This is a genomic window from Bacillus sp. D7-8, from assembly GCF_052055895.1.
GTDB classification, from domain to species: domain Bacteria; phylum Bacillota; class Bacilli; order Bacillales; family Bacillaceae; genus Bacillus; species Bacillus velezensis.
On the sequence record NZ_CP179922.1, the window covers coordinates 98,540 to 121,596 of the forward strand.

General features: G+C 45.9%; 23 protein-coding genes, 2 rRNA genes and 2 other annotated features. All 25 genes read left to right on the forward strand.

Annotated elements, in window-relative coordinates; genetic code table 11:
* The first annotated feature begins 128 nt into the window (after positions 1–128).
* The 25 genes from ACKTRM_RS00555 to rplL all read left to right on the forward strand — a co-directional run bounded on the left by ACKTRM_RS00555 (position 129) and on the right by rplL (position 22,973).
* A 23S ribosomal RNA gene (locus ACKTRM_RS00555) occupies positions 129–3,058 on the forward strand.
* A 50-nt stretch (positions 3,059–3,108) separates the two neighbouring features.
* Positions 3,109–3,224: ribosomal RNA gene (rrf, locus tag ACKTRM_RS00560) — 5S ribosomal RNA — on the forward strand.
* Positions 3,225–3,451: 227 nt separating this feature from the next.
* Positions 3,452–3,916 (forward strand): transcriptional regulator CtsR, encoded by a 465-nt coding sequence (gene ctsR, locus ACKTRM_RS00565; RefSeq protein WP_003156396.1) that lies wholly within the window; start codon positions 3,452–3,454, stop codon positions 3,914–3,916.
* Positions 3,917–3,929: 13 nt separating this feature from the next.
* Positions 3,930–4,487: a UvrB/UvrC motif-containing protein gene (locus ACKTRM_RS00570; RefSeq protein WP_007410387.1), complete on the forward strand. Its 558-nt coding sequence runs from the start codon at positions 3,930–3,932 to the stop codon at positions 4,485–4,487.
* Complete coding sequence (locus ACKTRM_RS00575; RefSeq protein ID WP_003156398.1) at positions 4,487–5,578, forward strand: protein arginine kinase; 1,092 nt, start codon at positions 4,487–4,489, stop codon at positions 5,576–5,578. The genes ACKTRM_RS00570 and ACKTRM_RS00575 overlap by 1 nt, the downstream gene beginning before the upstream one ends.
* Positions 5,575–8,007, forward strand: coding sequence for an ATP-dependent protease ATP-binding subunit ClpC (gene clpC / locus ACKTRM_RS00580; protein ID WP_007410388.1), 2,433 nt, complete (start codon positions 5,575–5,577; stop codon positions 8,005–8,007). Before ACKTRM_RS00575 ends, clpC begins: the two co-directional genes overlap by 4 nt.
* Before the next feature lie 94 nt (positions 8,008–8,101).
* Positions 8,102–9,481 carry a DNA repair protein RadA gene (gene radA, locus ACKTRM_RS00585; protein ID WP_011996187.1) on the forward strand — a complete coding sequence of 460 codons (1,380 nt, stop codon included), beginning with the start codon at positions 8,102–8,104 and terminating at the stop codon, positions 9,479–9,481.
* A 3-nt stretch (positions 9,482–9,484) separates the two neighbouring features.
* Positions 9,485–10,567, forward strand: coding sequence for a DNA integrity scanning diadenylate cyclase DisA (gene disA / locus ACKTRM_RS00590; RefSeq protein WP_007615225.1), 1,083 nt, complete (start codon positions 9,485–9,487; stop codon positions 10,565–10,567).
* Between the two features lie 113 nt (positions 10,568–10,680).
* A complete protein-coding gene (locus ACKTRM_RS00595; RefSeq protein WP_003156403.1) occupies positions 10,681–11,781 on the forward strand; it encodes a PIN/TRAM domain-containing protein in 1,101 nt (366 codons plus the stop codon).
* Between the two features lie 12 nt (positions 11,782–11,793).
* Positions 11,794–12,492, forward strand: a complete 699-nt coding sequence (gene ispD / locus ACKTRM_RS00600; protein WP_011996188.1) for a 2-C-methyl-D-erythritol 4-phosphate cytidylyltransferase — start codon at positions 11,794–11,796, stop codon at positions 12,490–12,492.
* On the forward strand, positions 12,485–12,961 hold the full coding sequence (gene ispF / locus ACKTRM_RS00605; RefSeq protein ID WP_003156407.1) for a 2-C-methyl-D-erythritol 2,4-cyclodiphosphate synthase: 477 nt from the start codon (positions 12,485–12,487) through the stop codon (positions 12,959–12,961). The genes ispD and ispF overlap by 8 nt, the downstream gene beginning before the upstream one ends.
* Positions 12,962–13,052: 91 nt before the next feature.
* The gene (gltX, locus tag ACKTRM_RS00610; protein WP_011996189.1) at positions 13,053–14,504 is read left to right on the forward strand and encodes a glutamate--tRNA ligase; all 1,452 of its coding nucleotides are present in this window, start codon (positions 13,053–13,055) and stop codon (positions 14,502–14,504) included.
* A gap of 2 nt (positions 14,505–14,506) precedes the next feature.
* Positions 14,507–14,740, forward strand: a binding site (T-box leader).
* A gap of 74 nt (positions 14,741–14,814) precedes the next feature.
* Positions 14,815–15,468 carry a serine O-acetyltransferase gene (gene cysE, locus ACKTRM_RS00615; protein WP_003156410.1) on the forward strand — a complete coding sequence of 218 codons (654 nt, stop codon included), beginning with the start codon at positions 14,815–14,817 and terminating at the stop codon, positions 15,466–15,468.
* Positions 15,465–16,865: a cysteine--tRNA ligase gene (gene cysS, locus ACKTRM_RS00620; RefSeq protein ID WP_011996190.1), complete on the forward strand. Its 1,401-nt coding sequence runs from the start codon at positions 15,465–15,467 to the stop codon at positions 16,863–16,865. The genes cysE and cysS overlap by 4 nt, the downstream gene beginning before the upstream one ends.
* A 4-nt stretch (positions 16,866–16,869) precedes the next feature.
* A complete protein-coding gene (locus ACKTRM_RS00625; protein WP_003156412.1) occupies positions 16,870–17,301 on the forward strand; it encodes a Mini-ribonuclease 3 in 432 nt (143 codons plus the stop codon).
* Positions 17,285–18,034 (forward strand): 23S rRNA (guanosine(2251)-2'-O)-methyltransferase RlmB, encoded by a 750-nt coding sequence (gene rlmB, locus ACKTRM_RS00630; RefSeq protein WP_011996191.1) that lies wholly within the window; start codon positions 17,285–17,287, stop codon positions 18,032–18,034. Before ACKTRM_RS00625 ends, rlmB begins: the two co-directional genes overlap by 17 nt.
* A 6-nt stretch (positions 18,035–18,040) precedes the next feature.
* Positions 18,041–18,553, forward strand: coding sequence for a ribosome-dependent mRNA decay endonuclease Rae1/YacP (rae1, locus tag ACKTRM_RS00635; RefSeq protein WP_003156414.1), 513 nt, complete (start codon positions 18,041–18,043; stop codon positions 18,551–18,553).
* 62 nt (positions 18,554–18,615) lie between these two features.
* Positions 18,616–19,272 (forward strand): RNA polymerase sporulation sigma factor SigH, encoded by a 657-nt coding sequence (gene sigH, locus ACKTRM_RS00640; protein WP_003156415.1) that lies wholly within the window; start codon positions 18,616–18,618, stop codon positions 19,270–19,272.
* An 85-nt stretch (positions 19,273–19,357) separates the two neighbouring features.
* Positions 19,358–19,507 carry a 50S ribosomal protein L33 gene (gene rpmG / locus ACKTRM_RS00645; RefSeq protein WP_003156421.1) on the forward strand — a complete coding sequence of 50 codons (150 nt, stop codon included), beginning with the start codon at positions 19,358–19,360 and terminating at the stop codon, positions 19,505–19,507.
* A gap of 32 nt (positions 19,508–19,539) precedes the next feature.
* Positions 19,540–19,719: a preprotein translocase subunit SecE gene (gene secE / locus ACKTRM_RS00650; RefSeq protein ID WP_003156422.1), complete on the forward strand. Its 180-nt coding sequence runs from the start codon at positions 19,540–19,542 to the stop codon at positions 19,717–19,719.
* A 166-nt stretch (positions 19,720–19,885) separates the two neighbouring features.
* Positions 19,886–20,419 (forward strand): transcription termination/antitermination protein NusG, encoded by a 534-nt coding sequence (gene nusG, locus ACKTRM_RS00655; RefSeq protein ID WP_003156423.1) that lies wholly within the window; start codon positions 19,886–19,888, stop codon positions 20,417–20,419.
* Between the two features lie 167 nt (positions 20,420–20,586).
* Positions 20,587–21,012, forward strand: coding sequence for a 50S ribosomal protein L11 (gene rplK, locus ACKTRM_RS00660; protein ID WP_003156430.1), 426 nt, complete (start codon positions 20,587–20,589; stop codon positions 21,010–21,012).
* Positions 21,013–21,106: 94 nt separating this feature from the next.
* Positions 21,107–21,805 (forward strand): 50S ribosomal protein L1, encoded by a 699-nt coding sequence (gene rplA, locus ACKTRM_RS00665; protein ID WP_003156431.1) that lies wholly within the window; start codon positions 21,107–21,109, stop codon positions 21,803–21,805.
* 48 nt (positions 21,806–21,853) lie between these two features.
* Positions 21,854–21,996: a sequence feature (ribosomal protein L10 leader region), on the forward strand.
* Positions 21,997–22,059: 63 nt separating this feature from the next.
* A complete protein-coding gene (gene rplJ / locus ACKTRM_RS00670) occupies positions 22,060–22,560 on the forward strand; it encodes a 50S ribosomal protein L10 (protein ID WP_007410396.1) in 501 nt (166 codons plus the stop codon).
* Positions 22,561–22,601: 41 nt separating this feature from the next.
* Positions 22,602–22,973, forward strand: a complete 372-nt coding sequence (rplL, locus tag ACKTRM_RS00675; RefSeq protein WP_003156436.1) for a 50S ribosomal protein L7/L12 — start codon at positions 22,602–22,604, stop codon at positions 22,971–22,973.
* Positions 22,974–23,057 lie beyond the last annotated feature (84 nt).

The following is a 23,057-nucleotide window of genomic DNA, read 5'->3' on the forward strand; positions in this document are numbered from 1 at the left end:
GTTCCCTGTCTTGTTTAGTTTTGAAGGATCATTCGATTCTTCGAGATGTTGTTCTTTGAAAACTAGATAACAGAAGTAATTCACATTCAATTAGTAATGCAAGATATCACGTAGTGATTCTTTTTAACGGTTAAGTTAGAAAGGGCGCACGGTGGATGCCTTGGCACTAGGAGCCGATGAAGGACGGGACGAACACCGATATGCTTCGGGGAGCTGTAAGCAAGCTTTGATCCGGAGATTTCCGAATGGGGAAACCCACCACTCGTAATGGAGTGGTATCCATATCTGAATACATAGGATATGAGAAGGCAGACCCGGGGAACTGAAACATCTAAGTACCCGGAGGAAGAGAAAGCAAATGCGATTCCCTGAGTAGCGGCGAGCGAAACGGGACCAGCCCAAACCAAGAGGCTTGCCTCTTGGGGTTGTAGGACACTCTGTACGGAGTTACAAAGGAACGAGGTAGATGAAGAGGTCTGGAAAGGCCCGCCATAGGAGGTAACAGCCCTGTAGTCAAAACTTCGTTCTCTCCTGAGTGGATCCTGAGTACGGCGGAACACGTGAAATTCCGTCGGAATCCGGGAGGACCATCTCCCAAGGCTAAATACTCCCTAGTGACCGATAGTGAACCAGTACCGTGAGGGAAAGGTGAAAAGCACCCCGGAAGGGGAGTGAAAGAGATCCTGAAACCGTGTGCCTACAAGTAGTCAGAGCCCGTTAACGGGTGATGGCGTGCCTTTTGTAGAATGAACCGGCGAGTTACGATCCCGTGCAAGGTTAAGCAGAAGATGCGGAGCCGCAGCGAAAGCGAGTCTGAATAGGGCGAATTGAGTACGTGGTCGTAGACCCGAAACCAGGTGATCTACCCATGTCCAGGGTGAAGTTCAGGTAACACTGAATGGAGGCCCGAACCCACGCACGTTGAAAAGTGCGGGGATGAGGTGTGGGTAGGGGTGAAATGCCAATCGAACCTGGAGATAGCTGGTTCTCTCCGAAATAGCTTTAGGGCTAGCCTCAAGGTAAGAGTCTCGGAGGTAGAGCACTGATTGGACTAGGGGCCCCTACCGGGTTACCGAATTCAGTCAAACTCCGAATGCCGATGACTTATCCTTGGGAGTCAGACTGCGAGTGATAAGATCCGTAGTCGAAAGGGAAACAGCCCAGACCGCCAGCTAAGGTCCCAAAGTATACGTTAAGTGGAAAAGGATGTGGAGTTGCTTAGACAACCAGGATGTTGGCTTAGAAGCAGCCACCATTTAAAGAGTGCGTAATAGCTCACTGGTCGAGTGACTCTGCGCCGAAAATGTACCGGGGCTAAACGTATCACCGAAGCTGCGGACTGTTCTTCGAACAGTGGTAGGAGAGCGTTCTAAGGGCTGTGAAGCAAGACCGGAAGGACTTGTGGAGCGCTTAGAAGTGAGAATGCCGGTATGAGTAGCGAAAGAGGGGTGAGAATCCCCTCCACCGAATGCCTAAGGTTTCCTGAGGAAGGCTCGTCCGCTCAGGGTTAGTCGGGACCTAAGCCGAGGCCGAAAGGCGTAGGCGATGGACAACAGGTTGATATTCCTGTACCACCTCCTCACCATTTGAGCAATGGGGGGACGCAGGAGGATAGGGTAAGCGCGGTATTGGATATCCGCGTCCAAGCAGTTAGGCTGGGAAATAGGCAAATCCGTTTCCCGTGAAGGCTGAGCTGTGATGGCGAGCGAATTATAGTAGCGAAGTTCCTGATTCCACACTGCCAAGAAAAGCCTCTAGCGAGGTGAGAGGTGCCCGTACCGCAAACCGACACAGGTAGGCGAGGAGAGAATCCTAAGGTGATCGAGAGAACTCTCGTTAAGGAACTCGGCAAAATGACCCCGTAACTTCGGGAGAAGGGGTGCTCTGTTAGGGTGCAAGCCCGAGAGAGCCGCAGTGAATAGGCCCAGGCGACTGTTTAGCAAAAACACAGGTCTCTGCGAAGCCGTAAGGCGAAGTATAGGGGCTGACGCCTGCCCGGTGCTGGAAGGTTAAGAGGAGCGCTTAGCGTAAGCGAAGGTGCGAATTGAAGCCCCAGTAAACGGCGGCCGTAACTATAACGGTCCTAAGGTAGCGAAATTCCTTGTCGGGTAAGTTCCGACCCGCACGAAAGGCGCAACGATCTGGGCACTGTCTCAACGAGAGACTCGGTGAAATTATAGTACCTGTGAAGATGCAGGTTACCCGCGACAGGACGGAAAGACCCCGTGGAGCTTTACTGCAGCCTGATATTGAATGTTGGTACAGCTTGTACAGGATAGGTAGGAGCCTTGGAAACCGGAGCGCCAGCTTCGGTGGAGGCATCGGTGGGATACTACCCTGGCTGTATTGACCTTCTAACCCGCCGCCCTTATCGGGCGGGGAGACAGTGTCAGGTGGGCAGTTTGACTGGGGCGGTCGCCTCCTAAAAGGTAACGGAGGCGCCCAAAGGTTCCCTCAGAATGGTTGGAAATCATTCGCAGAGTGTAAAGGCACAAGGGAGCTTGACTGCGAGACCTACAAGTCGAGCAGGGACGAAAGTCGGGCTTAGTGATCCGGTGGTTCCGCATGGAAGGGCCATCGCTCAACGGATAAAAGCTACCCCGGGGATAACAGGCTTATCTCCCCCAAGAGTCCACATCGACGGGGAGGTTTGGCACCTCGATGTCGGCTCATCGCATCCTGGGGCTGTAGTCGGTCCCAAGGGTTGGGCTGTTCGCCCATTAAAGCGGTACGCGAGCTGGGTTCAGAACGTCGTGAGACAGTTCGGTCCCTATCCGTCGCGGGCGCAGGAAATTTGAGAGGAGCTGTCCTTAGTACGAGAGGACCGGGATGGACGCACCGCTGGTGTACCAGTTGTTCTGCCAAGGGCATCGCTGGGTAGCTATGTGCGGACGGGATAAGTGCTGAAAGCATCTAAGCATGAAGCCCCCCTCAAGATGAGATTTCCCATTCCGCAAGGAAGTAAGATCCCTGAAAGATGATCAGGTTGATAGGTCTGAGGTGGAAGTGTGGCGACACATGGAGCTGACAGATACTAATCGATCGAGGACTTAACCAATTTGAATGTATGCTTACTGTTATCTAGTTTTGAGAGAACACTCTCAATGGTTTGGTGGCGATAGCGAAGAGGTCACACCCGTTCCCATGCCGAACACGGAAGTTAAGCTCTTCAGCGCCGATGGTAGTCGGGGGTTTCCCCCTGTGAGAGTAGGACGCCGCCAAGCTATCATTACGGTAAAGGCAGCTCATCATGAGTTGCCTTTTTTGTGTTTTTCTGCATACGTTATATAATATGAGAAACGTAACGATATGCCTTTTTGCAAAAGCAGGTTTTATGCTTGTGCAAAGTGGAAATAATAGAGATAGAGCGATACAGTTGAAAAATTTTGCGAAACACCTTATAGTAAGATTAAAGTCAAATATAGTCAAAGTCAATGAAGGAGGGGGTTGAGTGGGACATAATATTTCTGACATCATTGAACAGTACTTGAAACAAGTATTAGATCAAAATGGCAAAGAAATTTTAGAGATCAAACGCAGTGAAATCGCTGATAAATTTCAATGTGTTCCTTCCCAAATAAATTATGTCATCAACACCAGATTTACAAGTGAAAGAGGATATATTGTTGAAAGTAAACGGGGAGGCGGCGGTTATATTCGTATTATCAAAATTAAAATGAATAACGAAGTCGTCCTCATCAATAATATTATTTCGCAGATTCATACCCACTTGTCCCAGGCAGCCTCTGATGACATTATTCTCAGACTGTTAGAGGACGGAGTTATTTCGGAAAGAGAAGCTAAAATGATGGTGAGTGTAATGGATCGTTCAGTTCTATATATTGATTTGCCCGAACGGGATGAACTAAGAGCCAGAATGATGAAAGCAATGCTCACATCTTTAAAACTAAAGTAAGCGGGTGAAAAGATTGATTTGTCAAGAATGCAATGAGAGACCGGCCACTTTTCACTTTACGAAAGTTGTTAATGGAGAAAAACAAGAAGTTCATATTTGTGAACAATGTGCAAAAGAAAATAGCGATTCATACAGTATAAGTGGAAACCAAGGGTTCTCGATCCATAATTTATTATCAGGGCTGCTGAATATGGAGTCTTCATTTCAAAACACCGGTTCTCAAATGTTCGGCTACTCAGAGCAAGGCACAGCTTGTAAGAAATGCGGTATGACGTTTCAGCAGCTGAGAAAAACAGGGCGTTTCGGCTGTGCGGAATGTTACGATACGTTCTACAGCCAAATTACGCCGATCTTGCGAAAAGTTCACAGCGGGAATACGGTGCATGCCGGGAAAATTCCAAAACGAATAGGCGGAAACCTGCATGTAAGACGGCAAATGGAAATGTTAAAAAAAGAACTTGAATCTTTAATACACCACGAAGAGTTTGAAAGAGCAGCGGAGGTCAGAGATCAGATCCGATCGTTAGAGCAGAAGTTAAAAAGTAAAGACAGTGAGGGGGAACAAGGGTAATGTCGCTCAAGCATTTTATTCAGGACGCACTAAGCAATTGGATGAAGCAAAAGGGACCTGAAAGTGACATTGTACTCAGCAGCCGTATACGGTTGGCCCGAAACTTTGAAAATATAAAGTTTCCCGCCCGGTATACGAATGAAGAAGCCTCATCCATCATTCAGCAATTCGAAGATCATTTTTCAGGAAAAGAACTGCCTGATATCGGTCAATTTCATTTAATCAGAATGAGTGAAGCTCAGCCTTTGGAAAAACGGGTGCTGATGGAGAAACATCTGATCAGCCCGAATTTAACGGAATCCCCTTTTGGCGGCTGTCTGCTTTCTGAAAATGAAGAAGTCAGCATTATGTTAAATGAAGAAGATCATATCAGAATTCAATGCCTCTTCCCCGGCTTCCAGCTTCTCAACGCCATAAAAGCGGCAAACCAGGTTGATGACTGGATTGAGGAGAAAGTGGATTACGCCTTTGGAGAGAAGAGAGGGTACTTAACAAGCTGTCCTACAAATGTAGGGACGGGACTAAGGGCTTCAGTCATGATGCATTTGCCGGGTCTTGTATTAACTAGGCAAATGAATCGAATTATACCGGCAATTAACCAATTAGGTTTAGTTGTTAGAGGAATTTACGGTGAAGGCAGCGAAGCATTAGGAAATATCTTTCAAATTTCAAATCAAATCACACTCGGAAAATCAGAACAGGACATTGTAGATGATTTAAACAGTGTGGCTGCCCAGCTGATTGAGCAGGAACGTTCAGCCCGAGAAGCGCTTTACCAAACCTCGAAAATTGAATTGGAGGACCGGGTATTCAGATCTTACGGCGTTTTATCCAACTGCCGTATGATTGAATCAAAGGAAACGGCGAAATGCCTTTCTGACGTTCGGCTGGGGATAGACCTGGGGATCATTAAAGGGCTATCAAGCAATATACTTAATGAACTGATGATTTTGACACAGCCGGGTTTTCTCCAGCAATATTCGGGCGGTGCATTACGGCCGAACGAAAGAGACGCGAGAAGAGCGGCTCTTATCAGGGAAAGGCTGCATTTAGAAATGAGTGCAAATAGACAGGAGGATGATTCGATATGATGTTTGGAAGGTTTACAGAGCGAGCTCAAAAGGTATTGGCACTGGCACAGGAAGAAGCACTGCGCTTAGGTCATAACAATATTGGAACTGAACATATCTTATTAGGTCTGGTTCGTGAAGGAGAAGGGATTGCGGCTAAAGCACTCCAAGCACTCGGACTCGGTTCGGATAAAATTCAGAAAGAAGTGGAGAGCTTAATCGGACGGGGACAGGAAATGTCTCAAACGATTCATTATACGCCAAGAGCAAAAAAAGTCATTGAGCTCAGCATGGATGAAGCCAGAAAGCTAGGACATTCTTATGTGGGAACAGAACACATACTTCTCGGACTGATTCGTGAAGGAGAAGGCGTGGCGGCGAGAGTTCTGAATAATCTCGGTGTCAGCTTGAATAAGGCGAGACAGCAAGTGCTGCAGCTTCTGGGAAGCAATGAGACGGGGTCTTCTGCATCCGGTACGAACAGCAATGCGAACACGCCGACGCTTGACAGCTTGGCGCGTGATTTAACTGCGATTGCGAAGGAAGACAGTCTTGATCCGGTTATCGGCCGAAGCAAAGAAATTCAGCGTGTTATTGAGGTATTAAGCCGCAGAACGAAGAATAACCCCGTTCTTATCGGAGAACCGGGTGTAGGTAAAACTGCGATTGCTGAAGGCCTTGCACAGCAGATCATCAATAATGAAGTGCCGGAAATTTTACGTGATAAACGCGTAATGACATTAGACATGGGTACGGTTGTAGCCGGTACGAAATACCGCGGAGAATTTGAAGACCGCTTGAAAAAAGTAATGGATGAAATACGTCAGGCCGGCAATATTATTTTATTCATTGACGAACTGCATACACTGATCGGAGCGGGGGGAGCAGAAGGTGCGATTGACGCGTCGAATATCTTAAAACCTTCACTGGCCCGCGGAGAGCTTCAATGCATCGGCGCGACAACGCTTGATGAATACCGTAAATATATCGAAAAAGACGCCGCTCTCGAGCGCCGTTTCCAGCCGATTCAGGTGGATCAGCCCTCAGCCGATGAAAGCATTCAAATTTTAAAAGGACTCCGTGACCGCTATGAAGCGCATCACCGCGTATCCATTACCGATGAAGCGATTGAAGCGGCGGTAAAATTGTCCGACCGTTATATTTCTGACCGCTTCCTTCCGGATAAAGCGATCGATTTAATTGATGAAGCCGGTTCAAAAGTGCGTCTCCGTTCGTTCACAACGCCTCCGAACTTAAAAGAGCTTGAGCAGAAACTCGATGAAGTTCGCAAGGAAAAAGACGCTGCCGTTCAGAGCCAGGAGTTTGAAAAAGCGGCTTCCCTTCGTGATACGGAGCAGCGCCTGAGAGAACAGGTGGAAGACACGAAAAAAACGTGGAAAGAAAAACAAGGCCAGGAGAACTCCGAAGTTTCTGTAGAGGATATCGCGATGGTTGTATCCAGCTGGACCGGGGTGCCTGTATCTAAAATTGCCCAAACGGAAACAGATAAGCTTCTCAATATGGAAAGCATTCTGCACTCCCGCGTCATCGGCCAGGATGAAGCTGTTGTAGCCGTTGCAAAGGCCGTCAGACGTGCAAGAGCCGGTCTGAAGGACCCGAAACGCCCGATTGGTTCATTCATCTTCTTAGGCCCTACAGGCGTTGGGAAGACAGAGCTGGCACGAGCGCTGGCGGAATCCATTTTCGGTGATGAAGAAGCGATGATCAGAGTGGATATGTCCGAATACATGGAGAAACATTCGACTTCACGTCTTGTCGGTTCTCCTCCGGGGTATGTCGGCTATGATGAAGGCGGCCAGCTGACAGAAAAAGTGAGAAGAAAACCTTACTCTGTCGTACTGCTTGATGAAATTGAAAAAGCGCATCCTGATGTGTTTAACATTCTCCTGCAAGTGCTTGAAGACGGACGCTTGACTGATTCAAAAGGACGCACTGTGGATTTCCGCAACACGATCCTGATTATGACGTCAAACGTCGGAGCGAGCGAGCTGAAACGCAACAAATATGTGGGCTTCAATGTGCAGGATGAATCACAAAACCATAAAGACATGAAAGACAAAGTCATGGGAGAGCTGAAGCGTGCCTTCAGACCTGAGTTTATCAACCGGATTGACGAAATTATCGTCTTCCACTCCCTTGAGAAAAAACACCTTACAGACATCGTGTCGCTTATGTCTGATCAGTTAACAAAACGTCTGAAAGAACAAGATCTCTCTATCGAGCTGACGGATGCTGCAAAAGCAAAAGTGGCAGAAGAGGGCGTCGATTTGGAATACGGCGCACGTCCGTTAAGAAGAGCGATTCAAAAGCATGTGGAGGACCGGTTATCAGAAGAACTCCTCAGAGGCAATATTGATAAAGGCCAGCACATTGTTCTTGATGTTGAGGACGGCGAATTTGTCGTAAAAACAACTGCTAAAACGAACTAATATAAGTGACAAACATGAGGCATACGTAAGCGAGTGTATGCCTCACTTTGTTATATAGAGAAATATTCGATAAGGAAGAGGTCTTACAACATATATGGCTAAATCAAAAACAAAATTCATCTGCCACTCATGCGGTTATGAATCCGCAAAATGGATGGGAAAGTGCCCGGGCTGCGGGGCTTGGAATACAATGGTGGAAGAAACCATAAAAAAAGCGCCGGCGAATCGGCGGGCGGCTTTCTCCCACTCCGTTCAAACCGTCCAGAAACCATCACCCATTACATCAATTGAAACATCGGAAGAACCCCGCGTTCACACAAAGCTTGAAGAATTCAACAGAGTGCTTGGCGGCGGCGTTGTGAAGGGCTCGTTAGTATTAATCGGCGGCGATCCCGGCATCGGAAAATCAACGCTCCTTCTCCAAGTATCCGCACAATTAGCAGATACGGCCGGCAGCGTGCTTTACATTTCAGGGGAAGAATCCGTGAAGCAAACGAAGCTGCGCGCCGACAGACTTGGAATCAACAGCCAAATGTTACATGTTTTATCTGAAACCGATATGGAGTATATTTCGTCTGCTATACAAGAGATGAAACCCGCATTTGTTGTCGTAGACTCCATTCAGACCGTTTACCAAAGTGATATCACCTCAGCTCCCGGCAGTGTATCACAAGTAAGAGAGTGTACGGCCGAATTGATGAAAATCGCGAAAACAAACGGCATACCTATTTTTATCGTCGGGCACGTCACAAAAGAAGGATCGATCGCAGGGCCGAGATTGCTTGAGCACATGGTCGATACCGTTCTATACTTTGAAGGAGAGCGGCACCATACATTCCGTATTTTGCGGGCCGTAAAAAACCGTTTCGGCTCAACAAATGAAATGGGCATCTTTGAAATGCGGGAAGAGGGGCTTACGGAAGTGCTGAACCCTTCTGAAATTTTCTTGGAAGAGCGTTCTGCCGGGGCATCGGGTTCGAGTATCGTTGCGTCAATGGAAGGAACGAGACCGATCCTGGTTGAAATCCAGGCGCTCATATCACCGACCAGTTTTGGAAACCCGCGCCGCATGGCTACAGGCATTGACCACAACAGGGTGTCGTTAATTATGGCTGTGCTTGAGAAGCGGGTGGGTCTTTTGCTTCAAAATCAAGATGCCTATTTAAAGGTCGCCGGCGGGGTCAAACTGGATGAACCGGCGATTGATTTGGCAGTAGCCGTCAGCATTGCCTCAAGCTTCAGAGATACACCGCCGAATCCCGCAGATTGCTTTATCGGTGAAGTGGGTCTGACAGGAGAAGTCCGCAGGGTGTCAAGAATCGAACAGCGCGTAAAAGAAGCGGCAAAACTCGGCTTCAAGCGCATGGTCATACCTGAGGCGAATGCAGATGGGTGGACAATACCAAAAGGGATTGAGGTTGTCGGAGTAGCAAATGTTGCAGAAGCGCTTCGTACTTCATTAGGAGGATCATAATAGATGGAAAAAGAGAAAAAAGGGGCGAAACAAGAGCTTGACCTGTCTGCAATTCTGCAGTTCGTTGCACCGGGCACCCCGCTCAGAGCCGGGATAGAGAATGTACTTCGGGCAAATACAGGCGGCCTGATTGTTGTCGGATACAATGATAAGGTAAAGCAAGTCGTGGATGGCGGTTTTCATATTAATACATCATTTGCGCCCGCTCACTTATACGAGCTGGCCAAAATGGACGGTGCCATTATTTTAAGTGATTCCGGCCAGAAAATTCTTTATGCGAATACGCAGCTTATGCCGGAAGCGACCATTTCTTCTTCAGAAACGGGAATGAGGCACCGTACGGCGGAACGGGTGGCGAAGCAGACCGGCTGTCTCGTCATTGCCATTTCTGAGCGCAGAAATGTCATTACGTTATATCAGGACAGCATGAAGTACACACTAAAGGACATAGGATTTATTTTAACAAAGGCAAATCAGGCCATTCAAACGCTTGAGAAGTATAAAACCATTTTAGACAAAACGATTACGGCTTTAAACGCATTAGAGTTTGAGGAGCTTGTGACATTCAGTGACGTGCTGTCCGTCATGCATCGATATGAAATGGTGCTCCGAATAAAAAATGAAATCAATATGTATATTAAAGAACTCGGAACGGAAGGCCACTTAATCCGTCTGCAGGTGATTGAACTGATTACGGACATGGAAGAAGAGGCGGCACTTTTCATTAAAGACTATGTCAAAGAAAAAATCAAAGATCCGTTCGTGCTGTTAAAAGAGCTTCAGGATATGTCCAGCTATGACCTGCTTGATGATTCCATTCTGTTTAAGCTGCTTGGATATCCGGCTTCTACCAATATTGATGATTATGTGCTCCCGAGAGGATACAGGCTGCTGAACAAAATTCCGCGTCTGCCGATGCCGATTGTTGAAAATGTGGTTGAGGCGTTCGGATTTTTGCCAAGCATAACGGAAGCCACTGTAGAAGAGCTTGATGATGTTGAGGGTATCGGCGAAGTGCGCGCCAAAAAAATCAAAAAAGGCTTAAAACGCCTTCAGGAAAAACACTATATAGATAGACAACTTTAAGAATCGCTTAAACCTGTCGGAATCCGGGTATATTATTGTTAGTTTTTGTTTATTCTGAATTTGTAGGCTCTGACAGTCTGCTGAAAAAATGCTACTTAAAAGGAGGTGGAGGTATGTTAAAACGAATAGTTCAGGCGTTCTTCATTATTGTGGGCGGCGTTGTCGGTATCTTTTTAATACCTGAATTGTTTGTACTGTCAAATATACAGGACATACCTTTAATAACAAACGCATATACGTCTGCTGCAATTGGTGCTATTATCTTTTTTCTCATCAGTATATGGACGACAGAATATGTGATTAATTGGGTAAAATGGATTGAAGATTCTTTGCTGAGAGCTCCGGTGCCGGATCTGTTATTCGGGAGTCTCGGATTGGTTTTTGGACTTATCATCGCATATCTCATTGTAAACGTGATTCCGCTGGACAATATTCCGTACCGTATATTCAGCACCATCATTCCGGTCTTTCTGGCTTTCTTTCTCGGTTACCTGGGCTTCCAAGTCGGATTTAAGAAAAAGGATGAACTGATCAGTCTTTTCTCCATTTCTGCAAGAATGCAGAAGAAAAAGGGAAGTGCTGATGAGGAGCAGGAGGAACAGGATAAAAGGCTGAAAATCTTGGATACAAGTGTTATTATTGATGGGAGAATTGCAGATATTTGTCAGACGGGCTTTTTAGAAGGCGTCATTGTCATTCCTCAATTTGTGCTGGAGGAATTACAGCATATCGCTGATTCTTCAGATGTTTTAAAACGTAACAGAGGACGCCGCGGACTGGATATCTTGAATCGCATTCAAAAGGAACTGGATATTACGGTTGAAATTTATGAAGGCGACTTCGAGGACATTCAGGAGGTTGACAGCAAGCTTGTCAAACTTGCGAAGCTGACATCCGGCGTCGTTGTGACGAATGATTTTAATTTAAATAAAGTATGTGAGCTTCAGAAGGTTGCGGTACTGAATATTAATGACCTTGCAAACGCGGTGAAGCCGGTTGTGCTTCCGGGCGAAGAGATGAATGTGCAGGTGATTAAGGACGGGAAAGAGCATAATCAAGGTGTGGCTTACTTGGATGACGGGACGATGATTGTTGTGGAAGAAGGCCGCAATTATATAGGTAAACATATTGATGTGCTCGTAACCAGCGTACTGCAGACAGCGGCGGGACGAATGATTTTTGCCAAGCCCAAGCTGCTTGAGAAAGCTCTTTAAGAGGGAGTTCATATGGAGTATGTTGTCGTTATTCCGGCTGCCGGACAAGGAAAACGGATGAAGGCCGGGAAAAATAAGCTGTTCATCAGCTTAAAAGGTGCGCCTGTTATTATACACACACTGCGGGTTTTTGAAAGCCACGCACCCTGTCAGAAAATAATCTTGGTGATAAACGAGAGTGAACGGGAAGATTTTCGCCAGCTGCTGGCCCAATTTCCGATTCAGACGGAAATTGAGCTTGTTACCGGAGGTGCGGAGCGTCAGCACAGTGTATACGAAGGACTGAAAATGATTGATAAGGAATCGGTCGTCCTTGTTCATGACGGAGCGCGCCCGTTTGTCACACATCAGCATATCGATAAGCTCGTTGAAACAGCAGAGGAGGCGGGAGCGGCTGTCCTGGCTGTTCCTGTGAAAGACACGATAAAACGGGCGGAAGGCTCCCGGGTTGCGGAGACCTTTGATCGTTCAAGCTTGTGGGCCGTTCAAACGCCGCAAGCTTTTCGTCTTTCTTTATTGAAGACGGCGCATATGGAAGCGGAAAACAAAGGCTTCTTAGGGACGGATGACGCCAGCCTCGTCGAGCGTCTTGATGGATATCAGGTGAGTATCGTTGAAGGCAGCTATACCAATATTAAGCTGACAACGCCGGATGACCTGATATTTGCGGAAGCAATCATGAAAGCGGAAAGTGGGAATCATAATGTTTAGAATCGGACAAGGATTTGATGTGCATCAATTAACGGAAGGCCGTCCTCTCATCATCGGCGGAATTGAAATTCCTTATGAAAAGGGGCTGCTCGGACATTCAGATGCTGATGTATTGCTGCATACAGTCGCAGACGCGTGTCTCGGAGCGGCAGGTGAAGGAGATATCGGCAAGCATTTCCCGGATACTGATCCGGAATTCAAGGATGCGGATTCTTTTAAGCTTCTTCAGCATGTCTGGAACATTGTTAAAGAAAAAGGATACGTACTCGGAAATATAGACTGCACGATTATTGCGCAAAAGCCGAAAATGGCGCCGCATATTGATGCTATGAGAAAACGGATAGCGGAAGGCCTTGAGGCGGACGTCTCTCAAGTAAACGTAAAAGCGACGACGACAGAAAAGCTCGGGTTTACCGGAAGAGCCGAAGGAATTGCCGCTCAGGCGACCGTTCTGATCCAAAAAGCCTGATCATTGTTTTGATGCCCGGTCTATTTGGTGGTAGAATAGATACATATATTCGGCTAGAGGCTACAGACGAGATGAAAGGAAGTATTTGAACATGGGAAATGAAGTACGCGTTCGTTATGCACCGAGTCCGACCGGACATTTGCATATCGGTAACGCCAGAACAGCGCTTTTTAACTATTTATTTGCCCGCAGCCAAGGCGGAAAGTTTATTATCCGGATTGAGGATACGGACAAAAAGCGAAATATTGAAGGCGGAGAGCAAAGCCAGCTCAACTATTTGAAATGGCTCGGCATGGACTGGGATGAAAGTGTGGATATCGGCGGAGAATACGGCCCGTACCGCCAGTCTGAGCGTAACGACATTTACAAAAAGTACTATGAAGAGCTTCTTGAAAAAGGGCTTGCTTATAAATGTTTCTGTACGGAAGAAGAACTTGAGAAAGAGCGTGAAGAGCAAATCGCCCGCGGGGAAATGCCGCGCTATTCCGGCAAACACAGAAACCTGACTCAGGAAGAGCAGGAGCGGTTTTTAGCCGAAGGCAGACAGCCGAGCATCCGTTTCCGCGTGCCGGAAGGGAAAATCATCGCATTTAACGATATCGTAAAAGGTGAGATTTCTTTTGAATCAGACGGCATCGGCGACTTTGTCATCGTCAAAAAAGACGGAACACCGACGTATAACTTTGCCGTCGCGATTGACGATTACTTAATGAAAATGACGCACGTGCTCCGCGGTGAGGATCACATTTCAAATACACCGAAACAGATCATGATTTTCCAGGCATTCGGCTGGGATGTTCCTGTCTTCGGACATATGACGCTTATCGTAAACGAAAGCCGCAAAAAATTAAGTAAACGTGATGAATCAATTATCCAGTTTATTGAGCAGTATGATGAGCTGGGTTACCTGCCTGAAGCGCTGTTTAACTTTATCGGACTTCTCGGCTGGTCTCCCGTCGGTGAAGAAGAGCTTTTCACAAGAGAACAATTCATTGAAATTTTTGATGTAAATCGTTTGTCTAAGTCACCGGCTCTGTTTGATATGCATAAACTGAAATGGGTCAACAACCAATACGTCAAAGCGCTGGATCTTGATCAAGTGGTTGAGCTGACCCTGCCGCACCTGCAAAAAGCAGGAAAAGTCGGCACTGAGCTTTCTGCCGAGGAGCAGGAATGGGTTCGTAAATTAATTTCTCTTTACCATGAGCAATTGAGCTACGGCGCTGAAATTGTCGAGCTGACTGATTTGTTCTTTAAAGATGAGATCGAGTATAATCAAGAGGCAAAAGCCGTTCTGGAAGAGGAACAGGTGCCTGAAGTGCTCAGCGTCTTTGCTGCGAAGCTTGAAGAGCTTGAAGAATTTACGCCTGAGCTGATCAAAGCCTCAATCAAAGCTGTTCAGAAAGAAACAGGCCATAAAGGCAAAAAGCTGTTCATGCCGATTCGTGTAGCGGTTACCGGTCAGACACACGGTCCTGAGCTTCCGCAGGCCATTGAGCTGATCGGCAGAGAAACAGCCGTCAGACGCCTGAAAAGCATTTAAATATACGATTGTTGACAGGGAAGAGTATAAAACAATGACCATTACAGAAAGAATCTTCATCGGCTGAGAGAGATTCATGCGTCATGTTTTAGAAGTGCGCCCTTAAGACCTTTGAAGAACATTTCTGCGGAAATCAGTATTTAAAGGCGGCCGCCGCCGTTACCGGCTTTTAAGTTGGGAAAACAGTGACTTGTTTTTCAAACAGAGTGGAACCGCGCGGTAAAAGCGTCTCTGTCATGTTTACATGCAGAGGCGCTTTTTTTATAGGCGGAAAAACAGACTGGAGCGGGGAGAGAATGGGGGGAAGCATGTGTTTTTTAAAATGCTAAAAGAAGACATAGATACAGTGTTCGATCAAGATCCGGCAGCAAGAAGCTATTTCGAAGTTGTTTTAACTTATTCTGGTTTACATGCTATATGGGCGCATCGGATTGCACATGCTTTATATAAACGGAGATTTTTCTTCCTGGCGCGCCTGATATCACAGATTGCCCGTTTCTTTACCGGAATTGAAATTCATCCCGGCGCGACCATCGGGAGAAGGTTTTTCATTGACCACGGTATGGGGGTCGTCATAGGGGAAACATGTGAAATCGGCAATAACGTGACGGTATTCCAAGGTGTCACTCTCGGGGGAACGGGAAAAGAAAAGGGGAAGCGGCATCCGACCATAAAAGATGATGCTTTAATTGCAACCGGAGCGAAGGTGCTCGGCTCTATTACGGTCGGGCAGGGTTCTAAAGTAGGGGCCGGCTCCGTTGTGCTTCGTGATGTTCCCGACTTTTCGACCGTTGTCGGCATACCGGGGAAAGTCGTCATTCAGAACGGAAGAAAAATCAAACGCGATCTCAATCACCAAGACTTGCCCGATCCGGTTGCTGACCGGTTTAGAGCATTGGAGCAGCAGATTTTTGAACTGCAGGCTGAACTGGAAGATAAAAAAGAAAGGATCAACCAAAAATGACCATTACACTTTATAATACATTGACACGGAAAAAGGAAACATTCGTTCCTCTTGAGGAAGGCAAAGTAAAAATGTACGTGTGCGGACCGACTGTATACAACTATATTCATATCGGCAACGCCCGTCCGGCGATTGTGTATGATACCGTACGCAACTATTTAGAGTATAAAGGATACGATGTTCAATACGTATCGAATTTCACCGATGTTGACGACAAACTGATTAAGGCGGCCAACGAGCTCGGCGAGGACGTCCCGACCGTTTCTGAACGGTTCATTAAAGCGTATTTTGAAGACGTGGGCGCCCTCGGATGCCGGAAAGCGGATCTTCACCCCCGGGTCATGGAAAACATGGATGCCATTATTGAATTTGTCAGCGAACTGATTAAAAAAGGCTACGCTTATGAATCAGAAGGCGACGTCTATTTCAAAACAAGGGCCTTCGAAGGCTACGGCAAGCTATCTCAGCAATCAATTGATGAACTCAGATCAGGCGCGCGTATCCGTGTCGGCGAGAAGAAAGAGGATGCGCTGGACTTTGCTCTTTGGAAAGCTGCTAAGGACGGAGAAATTTCATGGGATAGCCCTTGGGGAAAAGGCCGCCCGGGCTGGCATATTGAATGCTCCGCAATGGTGAAAAAGTATTTGGGTGACGAAATCGATATTCATGCCGGCGGTCAGGACCTGACATTCCCGCACCATGAAAACGAAATCGCCCAATCTGAAGCATTAACAGGCAAGACATTCGCAAAATACTGGCTTCACAACGGATATATCAATATCGATAATGAGAAAATGTCAAAATCGCTCGGCAACTTTGTTTTGGTGCACGATATCATTAAGCAATATGACCCGCAGCTTTTGAGATTTTTCATGCTGTCCGTTCATTACCGCCACCCGATCAACTATTCGGAAGAGCTGCTTGAGAAAACAAAAAACGCGTTTAACCGCCTGAAGACGGCCTACAGTAATTTAAACCATCGTTTGATTAGCAGCACGAATCTGACTGACAATGATGAGGAATGGCTCGCTAAAATCGAAGAGCACCGCACTGCGTTTGAAGAAGCAATGGATGATGATTTTAATACGGCGAATGCAATTTCCGTTTGGTTTGATCTGGCGAAGGTCGCCAATTACTACATGCAGGAAGACAATACGGCGGATCACGTCATTAAAGCCTTTATCAGCATGTTTGACAGAATCGGATCTGTTCTCGGACTTACGCTCGGCGAAGAAGAGCTTGTCGACGAAGAGATTGAAGAGTTGATTGAGAAGAGAAATGAAGCCCGCCGCAATCGCGATTTTGCTTTGTCAGACCAGATTCGCGATCAGCTGAAAAGCATGAATATCATTCTTGAAGATACGGCCCAGGGAACTCGCTGGAAGCGGGGAGAGTAAGCGGATGCTTCAATTTGAACAAATAAAAGATTCAAAGCAGTTAAACGGTCTTGCGCTCGCTTATATGGGTGATGCCATTTTTGAAATATACGTCCGGCATCACCTGCTTAAGCAGGGCTTTACGAAACCGAATGACCTTCATAAGAAGGCGAGCCGGATTGTATCGGCAAAATCACAGGCAGACATATTGTTCCGCCTTCAGGACGAATCCTTTTTCACGGAGGAAGAGGAAGCCGTGCTGAGAAGAGGCAGAAACGCGAAATCAGGGACGACGCCTAAAAACACAGATGTACAGACGTACCGCCATAGTACAGCTTTTGAGGCTTTACTCGGATACCTTTTTCTTGAGAAAAGAGAAGAAAGACTGAATCAGCTGATTGCTGAGGCTATACAAGTCGGGACGTCAGGGAGGAAAACAAATGAGTCAGCAACATGATTACGTCATAGGAAAAAACGCTGTGATTGAGACGTTAAAGTCAGATCGCAAGCTGTATAAGTTATGGATGGCGGAAAACACAGTAAAAGGACAGGCGCAGCAAGTTATGGAGCTTGCTAAAAAGCGCGGCGTCACCATTCAATTTGTACCGAGGAAAAAACTCGATCAGATGGTGGAGGGGCAGCATCAGGGTGTTGTCGCCCAGGTGGCGGCATATGAATATGCACAATTAGACGAATTATATAAAAGAGCGGAAGAGAGAAACGAACAGCCTTTCTTTCTCATACTGGACGAGCTGGAAGACCCTCATAATCTCGGTTCCATCATGAGAACGGCTGACGCTGTCGGTGCACACGGCATCATGATTCCGAAACGCAGAGCGGTCGGACTGACTTCGACAGTCGCAAAAGCTTCGACCGGTGCGATTGAACACATTCCCGTCGTGAAGGTGACCAACCTTGCCCGGACACTTGATGAAATGAAGGAGCGGGGGATTTGGGTCGTCGGAACGGATGCATCCGCCCGGGAAGACTACCGCTCTATGGACGGCAAGATGCCTTTGGCGCTCGTTATCGGAAGCGAAGGCAGAGGAATGGGCCGGCTTGTGAAAGAGAAATGTGATTTTCTCATTAAGCTTCCGATGGCCGGAAAAGTCACTTCTCTGAATGCGTCGGTAGCGGCCGGCCTTCTCATGTATGAAGTCTACCGGAAGCGCAATCCTTTAGGGGAATGAAGACAGATGGACATCCTGTTAGTAGACGGATACAACATGATTGGAGCTTGGCCGCAGCTAAAGGATTTAAAAGCGAACAGTTTTGAAGAAGCGAGAGATGTACTGATCCAGAAGATGGCGGAATATCAGTCCTACACGGGAATCAGAGTCATTGTGGTGTTTGACGCACACCTGGTAAAAGGTATAGAGAAAAAACAAACGAATCACAGAGTCGAAGTGATTTTCACACGGGAGAATGAAACGGCGGATGAGCGGATCGAGAAGCTTGCCCAGGCACTGAATAATATTGCGACACAGATTCATGTCGCAACCTCCGATTATACGGAGCAGTGGGCGATTTTCGGACAAGGGGCTCTCCGTAAATCCGCCCGGGAGCTCCTGAGGGAAGTGGATACGATAGAACGCCGGATTCAAAGGCGGGTTTCAAAGATCACTTCTGAAAAACCACCGGGTAAAATCGAGCTGTCCGAAGAGGTTTTGAAAACGTTTGAAAAGTGGCGCCGAGGCGGTCTGGATTAGGTTGACGCTTTTTCGCCCATTAATGTATAATATTTCTATCTACGTGCGCCGGGGGGATCGCAGTGAATCTACAGAACAGCAAGGGAAAGTTCAACAAAGTGCAATTTTGCCAGTTGGAGGACGAGCAGGTCATTGAAAAGGTTCATGTTGGGGATAGTGATGCGTTAGATTACTTGATTACGAAGTACCGTAATTTTGTACGGGCGAAAGCAAGGTCTTATTTTTTAATAGGGGCCGACAGAGAAGATATTGTACAGGAAGGGATGATAGGCTTATATAAGTCTATCCGAGACTTTAGAGAGGACAAGCTTACTTCATTTAAAGCTTTTGCAGAATTATGCATTACCCGCCAGATTATTACCGCAATAAAGACAGCTACCCGTCAGAAACACATTCCTTTAAATTCCTATGTTTCTTTAGACAAACCTATTTTTGATGAAGAATCTGACAGAACACTGCTTGATGTCATTTCAGGCGCTAAAACGTTAAATCCTGAAGAGATGATTATTAATCAGGAAGAATTTGATGATATCGAAATGAAAATGGGAGAACTGCTGAGCGATCTGGAGAGAAAGGTGCTTGTTTTGTACTTGGACGGAAGAAGTTACCAAGAGATTTCAGATGACTTAAACCGACACGTAAAATCAATCGATAATGCCCTGCAGCGCGTGAAGCGCAAGCTTGAAAAGTATTTAGAAATAAGAGAGATCAGCCTGTAGCAGGTTTCTGTGTCATATTGACAGAATTTTTCTGACTGTGCTATTTTATTAAGATAAATGAATGTTTAGGAAAAGGTGTAACGACATGAGAAAAAAGATTACGCTGGCATGCAAAACATGCGGAAATCGTAATTATACGACAATGAAAAGCTCTGCATCAGCGGCTGAGCGGTTAGAAGTTAAGAAGTACTGCAGCACTTGCAATTCACATACAGCTCATTTAGAAACAAAATAGTGTTCGCTTTTTAAATTGTGGAGGTCTTTTACATGCGCATGATGAGTTTCTTTAAAGATGTTGGGAAAGAAATGAAAAAGGTTAGCTGGCCTAAAGGCAAAGAGTTAACGCGCTATACGATCACGGTGATTTCAACGGTTATCTTTTTTGTTATCTTTTTTGCCCTCCTTGATACAGGAATTTCTCAATTAATTCGTTTAATAGTTGAATAATGATCAGCAATACGTGCTATAATAGATCATAATATCGTTTGCCAAAACCCGTTCAGCGGGTTTTTTATTGTGTTGTTGAAAAAGGATTCATAGGCCCTGAGCCTATTTTTTGTTTTACACTTCATTTTTAAATGCGGGGAGGGAAGGACTGCAGAGTCCTGATAGAATGGAAAAGAATTGGTATGTTGTTCATACGTATTCCGGTTATGAAAACAAAGTAAAAGCGAACCTTGAAAAACGTGTGGAATCAATGGGAATGCAGGATAAAATTTTCCGCGTTGTCGTCCCTGAAGAAGAAGAGACTGATATTAAGAACGGCAAGAAAAAAGTAGTCAAAAAGAAAGTGTTCCCGGGTTATGTGCTTGTTGAAATCGTCATGACTGATGATTCCTGGTATGTGGTCCGCAACACGCCGGGCGTTACCGGATTCGTCGGATCAGCCGGTTCAGGCTCAAAGCCTACTCCGCTTCTTCCTGGCGAAGCGGAAACCATCTTAAAACGCATGGGCATGGATGAGCGGAAAACCGACATTGATTTTGAATTGAATGAGACAGTCAAAGTCATAGACGGACCTTTCGCCAACTTTACAGGATCAATTGAAGAGATTGATTATGATAAGAGCAAAGTGAAAGTATTCGTTAACATGTTCGGCCGTGAAACGCCGGTTGAACTGGAATTTACCCAGATCGACAAATTGTAATGTGAAAAAACTTGAAATTGCTATATATTAATGATAATATAGCAAAGGTACGTCTTGGACTAATCCAAGGCAGCTAGCTTGATATTTCGTCATTCATATAAAGAATGAAACCTTGAGTGGGAGGGTTTACCCTATTACCACATCACGGACTTAAGGAGGTGTGTCTCGTGGCTAAAAAAGTAGTAAAAGTTGTAAAATTGCAAATTCCTGCTGGAAAAGCTAACCCAGCGCCGCCAGTTGGACCTGCACTAGGTCAAGCCGGTGTAAATATCATGGGATTCTGTAAGGAGTTTAACGCTCGTACAGCTGACCAAGCTGGTTTAATCATTCCTGTTGAAATTTCGGTTTACGAAGACCGTTCATTTACATTTATTACAAAAACTCCGCCTGCTGCAGTATTGCTTAAAAAAGCAGCTGGAATTGAGTCTGGTTCTGGTGAACCAAACCGTAATAAAGTGGCAACCGTTAAGCGCGATAAGGTTCGCGAAATCGCTGAAACGAAAATGCCTGACTTAAACGCAGCAGACGTTGAAGCGGCAATGCGCATGGTTGAAGGTACTGCCCGCAGTATGGGTATCGTTATCGAGGATTAATTTGTTTCTTGTCGGGTTGCGAGTTTTCACAAGTTCGCAACCCTTATTCGTGGGAGGTTATTCCGCTATAACCACATAAGGAGGAAATTTTAAAATGGCTAAAAAAGGTAAAAAGTACGTTGAAGCTGCGAAGCTTGTAGACCGTGCGAAAGCTTACGACGTCGCTGAAGCAGTGGCGCTTACTAAAAAAACAAACACAGCTAAATTCGACGCTACAGTTGAAGTTGCTTTTCGTTTAGGGGTTGACCCTCGTAAAAACGATCAGCAAATTCGCGGTGCAGTTGTACTTCCTAACGGAACTGGTAAAACTCAGCGCGTGCTTGTATTCGCTAAAGGCGAAAAAGCAAAAGAAGCTGAAGCTGCCGGTGCAGACTACGTTGGCGATTCTGATTACATCGCGAAAATCCAGCAAGGCTGGTTCGAATTCGATGTAATCGTTGCGACTCCTGACATGATGGGTGAAGTCGGTAAAATCGGCCGTGTGCTTGGACCAAAAGGTCTTATGCCAAACCCTAAAACAGGAACTGTTACATTCGAAGTGGAAAAAGCAATCGGCGAAATCAAAGCTGGTAAAGTAGAATACCGCGTTGACAAAGCTGGTAACATCCATGTTCCGATCGGAAAAGTTTCTTTCGAGGATGAAAAACTTGTTGAGAACTTCACAACAATGTATGATACAATCCTGAAAGCAAAACCGGCTGCGGCTAAAGGTGTTTACGTGAAAAACGTTGCCGTTACTTCTACTATGGGCCCTGGTGTCAAAGTAGACGCTTCTACTTTCAACGTAAAATAATATTTGACTTTAGATCAGCATTCTGATATGATTCAAAATGTTGTAAAATATAATATGTCATTTATACCGTAGACAGCAGGGGCCGTTAAGGCTTAATATCCTGCCGAGGTGTATATATATCACAGCTATTACGTTACGTATGCTTGTATATACAGCCTCCATGTCCACATGGAGGCTTTTTATATGAAATCGTCGTCACAGTCGTGATCACCTAGCGGTATAAGTGTTACACAAAATCTACAGGAGGTGTAACCATGAGCAGCGCAATTGATACAAAAAAAGTTGTTGTTGAAGAGATTGCTTCTAAACTGAAAGAAAGCAAATCAACGATCATCGTTGACTACCGCGGACTTAACGTTTCTGAAGTAACTGAACTCCGTAAACAGCTTCGCGAAGCTAACGTAGAGTTCAAAGTGTACAAAAACACAATGACTCGCCGTGCGGTTGAACAAGCTGAACTTGATGGTTTGAATGATGTCTTAACTGGACCGAATGCGATCGCATTCAGTACTGAAGATGTTATCGCTCCGGCAAAAGTTCTTAACGAGTTCGCGAAAAATCACGAAGCTCTGGAAATCAAAGCGGGCGTTATCGAAGGAAAAGTATCTTCTGTTGAAGAAGTGAAAGCTCTTGCTGAACTTCCTTCACGCGATGGCTTACTTTCTATGTTGCTTAGCGTACTTCAAGCTCCAGTTCGCAACCTTGCACTTGCAGCTAAAGCAGTTGCAGACCAAAAGGAAGAACAAGGCGCTTAATCTGATTTTACCCTAAAATAAAACAAATGGAGGAATTTCAAATGGCTTTAAATATCGAAGAAATCATTGCTTCCGTTAAAGAAGCAACTGTACTTGAATTGAACGACCTAGTAAAAGCAATCGAAGAAGAATTTGGCGTAACTGCTGCTGCTCCTGTAGCTGTAGCTGGCGGAGCTGCTGCTGGCGGCGCTGCTGAAGAGCAAAGCGAATTCGACCTTATCCTTGCTGGTGCAGGTTCTCAGAAAATCAAAGTTATCAAAGTTGTTCGTGAAATCACTGGTCTTGGCTTGAAAGAAGCTAAAGAACTTGTTGACAACACTCCAAAACCACTTAAAGAAGGTATTGCGAAAGAAGAAGCTGAAGAGCTTAAAGCTAAACTTGAAGAAGTTGGCGCTTCTGTAGAAGTTAAGTAATCTTCACTTGCCTGTAGGGGAAGCTCGCTTTTATGAGGCGGGCTTTTTCTTTGCTTTTCTTTAAGTGCCATTATAAAAGGAGGT

Bases quoted from the DNA above. Each gene is read 5' to 3' on its own strand.
- rlmB (WP_011996191.1), top strand. From the start codon at position 17,285: ATGAGTCAGCAACATGATTACGTCATAGGAAAAAACGCTGTGATTGAG.
- secE (WP_003156422.1), top strand. From the start codon at position 19,540: ATGCGCATGATGAGTTTCTTTAAAGATGTTGGGAAAGAAATGAAAAAG.
- ACKTRM_RS00575 (WP_003156398.1), top strand. From the start codon at position 4,487: ATGTCGCTCAAGCATTTTATTCAGGACGCACTAAGCAATTGGATGAAG.
- ACKTRM_RS00625 (WP_003156412.1), top strand. From the start codon at position 16,870: ATGCTTCAATTTGAACAAATAAAAGATTCAAAGCAGTTAAACGGTCTT.
- rae1 (WP_003156414.1), top strand. From the start codon at position 18,041: ATGGACATCCTGTTAGTAGACGGATACAACATGATTGGAGCTTGGCCG.
- rplA (WP_003156431.1), top strand. From the start codon at position 21,107: ATGGCTAAAAAAGGTAAAAAGTACGTTGAAGCTGCGAAGCTTGTAGAC.
- disA (WP_007615225.1), top strand. From the start codon at position 9,485: ATGGAAAAAGAGAAAAAAGGGGCGAAACAAGAGCTTGACCTGTCTGCA.
- rplJ (WP_007410396.1), top strand. From the start codon at position 22,060: ATGAGCAGCGCAATTGATACAAAAAAAGTTGTTGTTGAAGAGATTGCT.
- radA (WP_011996187.1), top strand. From the start codon at position 8,102: ATGGCTAAATCAAAAACAAAATTCATCTGCCACTCATGCGGTTATGAA.
- rpmG (WP_003156421.1), top strand. From the start codon at position 19,358: ATGAGAAAAAAGATTACGCTGGCATGCAAAACATGCGGAAATCGTAAT.
- rplL (WP_003156436.1), top strand. From the start codon at position 22,602: ATGGCTTTAAATATCGAAGAAATCATTGCTTCCGTTAAAGAAGCAACT.
- ispF (WP_003156407.1), top strand. From the start codon at position 12,485: ATGTTTAGAATCGGACAAGGATTTGATGTGCATCAATTAACGGAAGGC.
- nusG (WP_003156423.1), top strand. From the start codon at position 19,886: ATGGAAAAGAATTGGTATGTTGTTCATACGTATTCCGGTTATGAAAAC.
- clpC (WP_007410388.1), top strand. From the start codon at position 5,575: ATGATGTTTGGAAGGTTTACAGAGCGAGCTCAAAAGGTATTGGCACTG.
- ACKTRM_RS00595 (WP_003156403.1), top strand. From the start codon at position 10,681: ATGTTAAAACGAATAGTTCAGGCGTTCTTCATTATTGTGGGCGGCGTT.
- ispD (WP_011996188.1), top strand. From the start codon at position 11,794: ATGGAGTATGTTGTCGTTATTCCGGCTGCCGGACAAGGAAAACGGATG.
- cysS (WP_011996190.1), top strand. From the start codon at position 15,465: ATGACCATTACACTTTATAATACATTGACACGGAAAAAGGAAACATTC.
- gltX (WP_011996189.1), top strand. From the start codon at position 13,053: ATGGGAAATGAAGTACGCGTTCGTTATGCACCGAGTCCGACCGGACAT.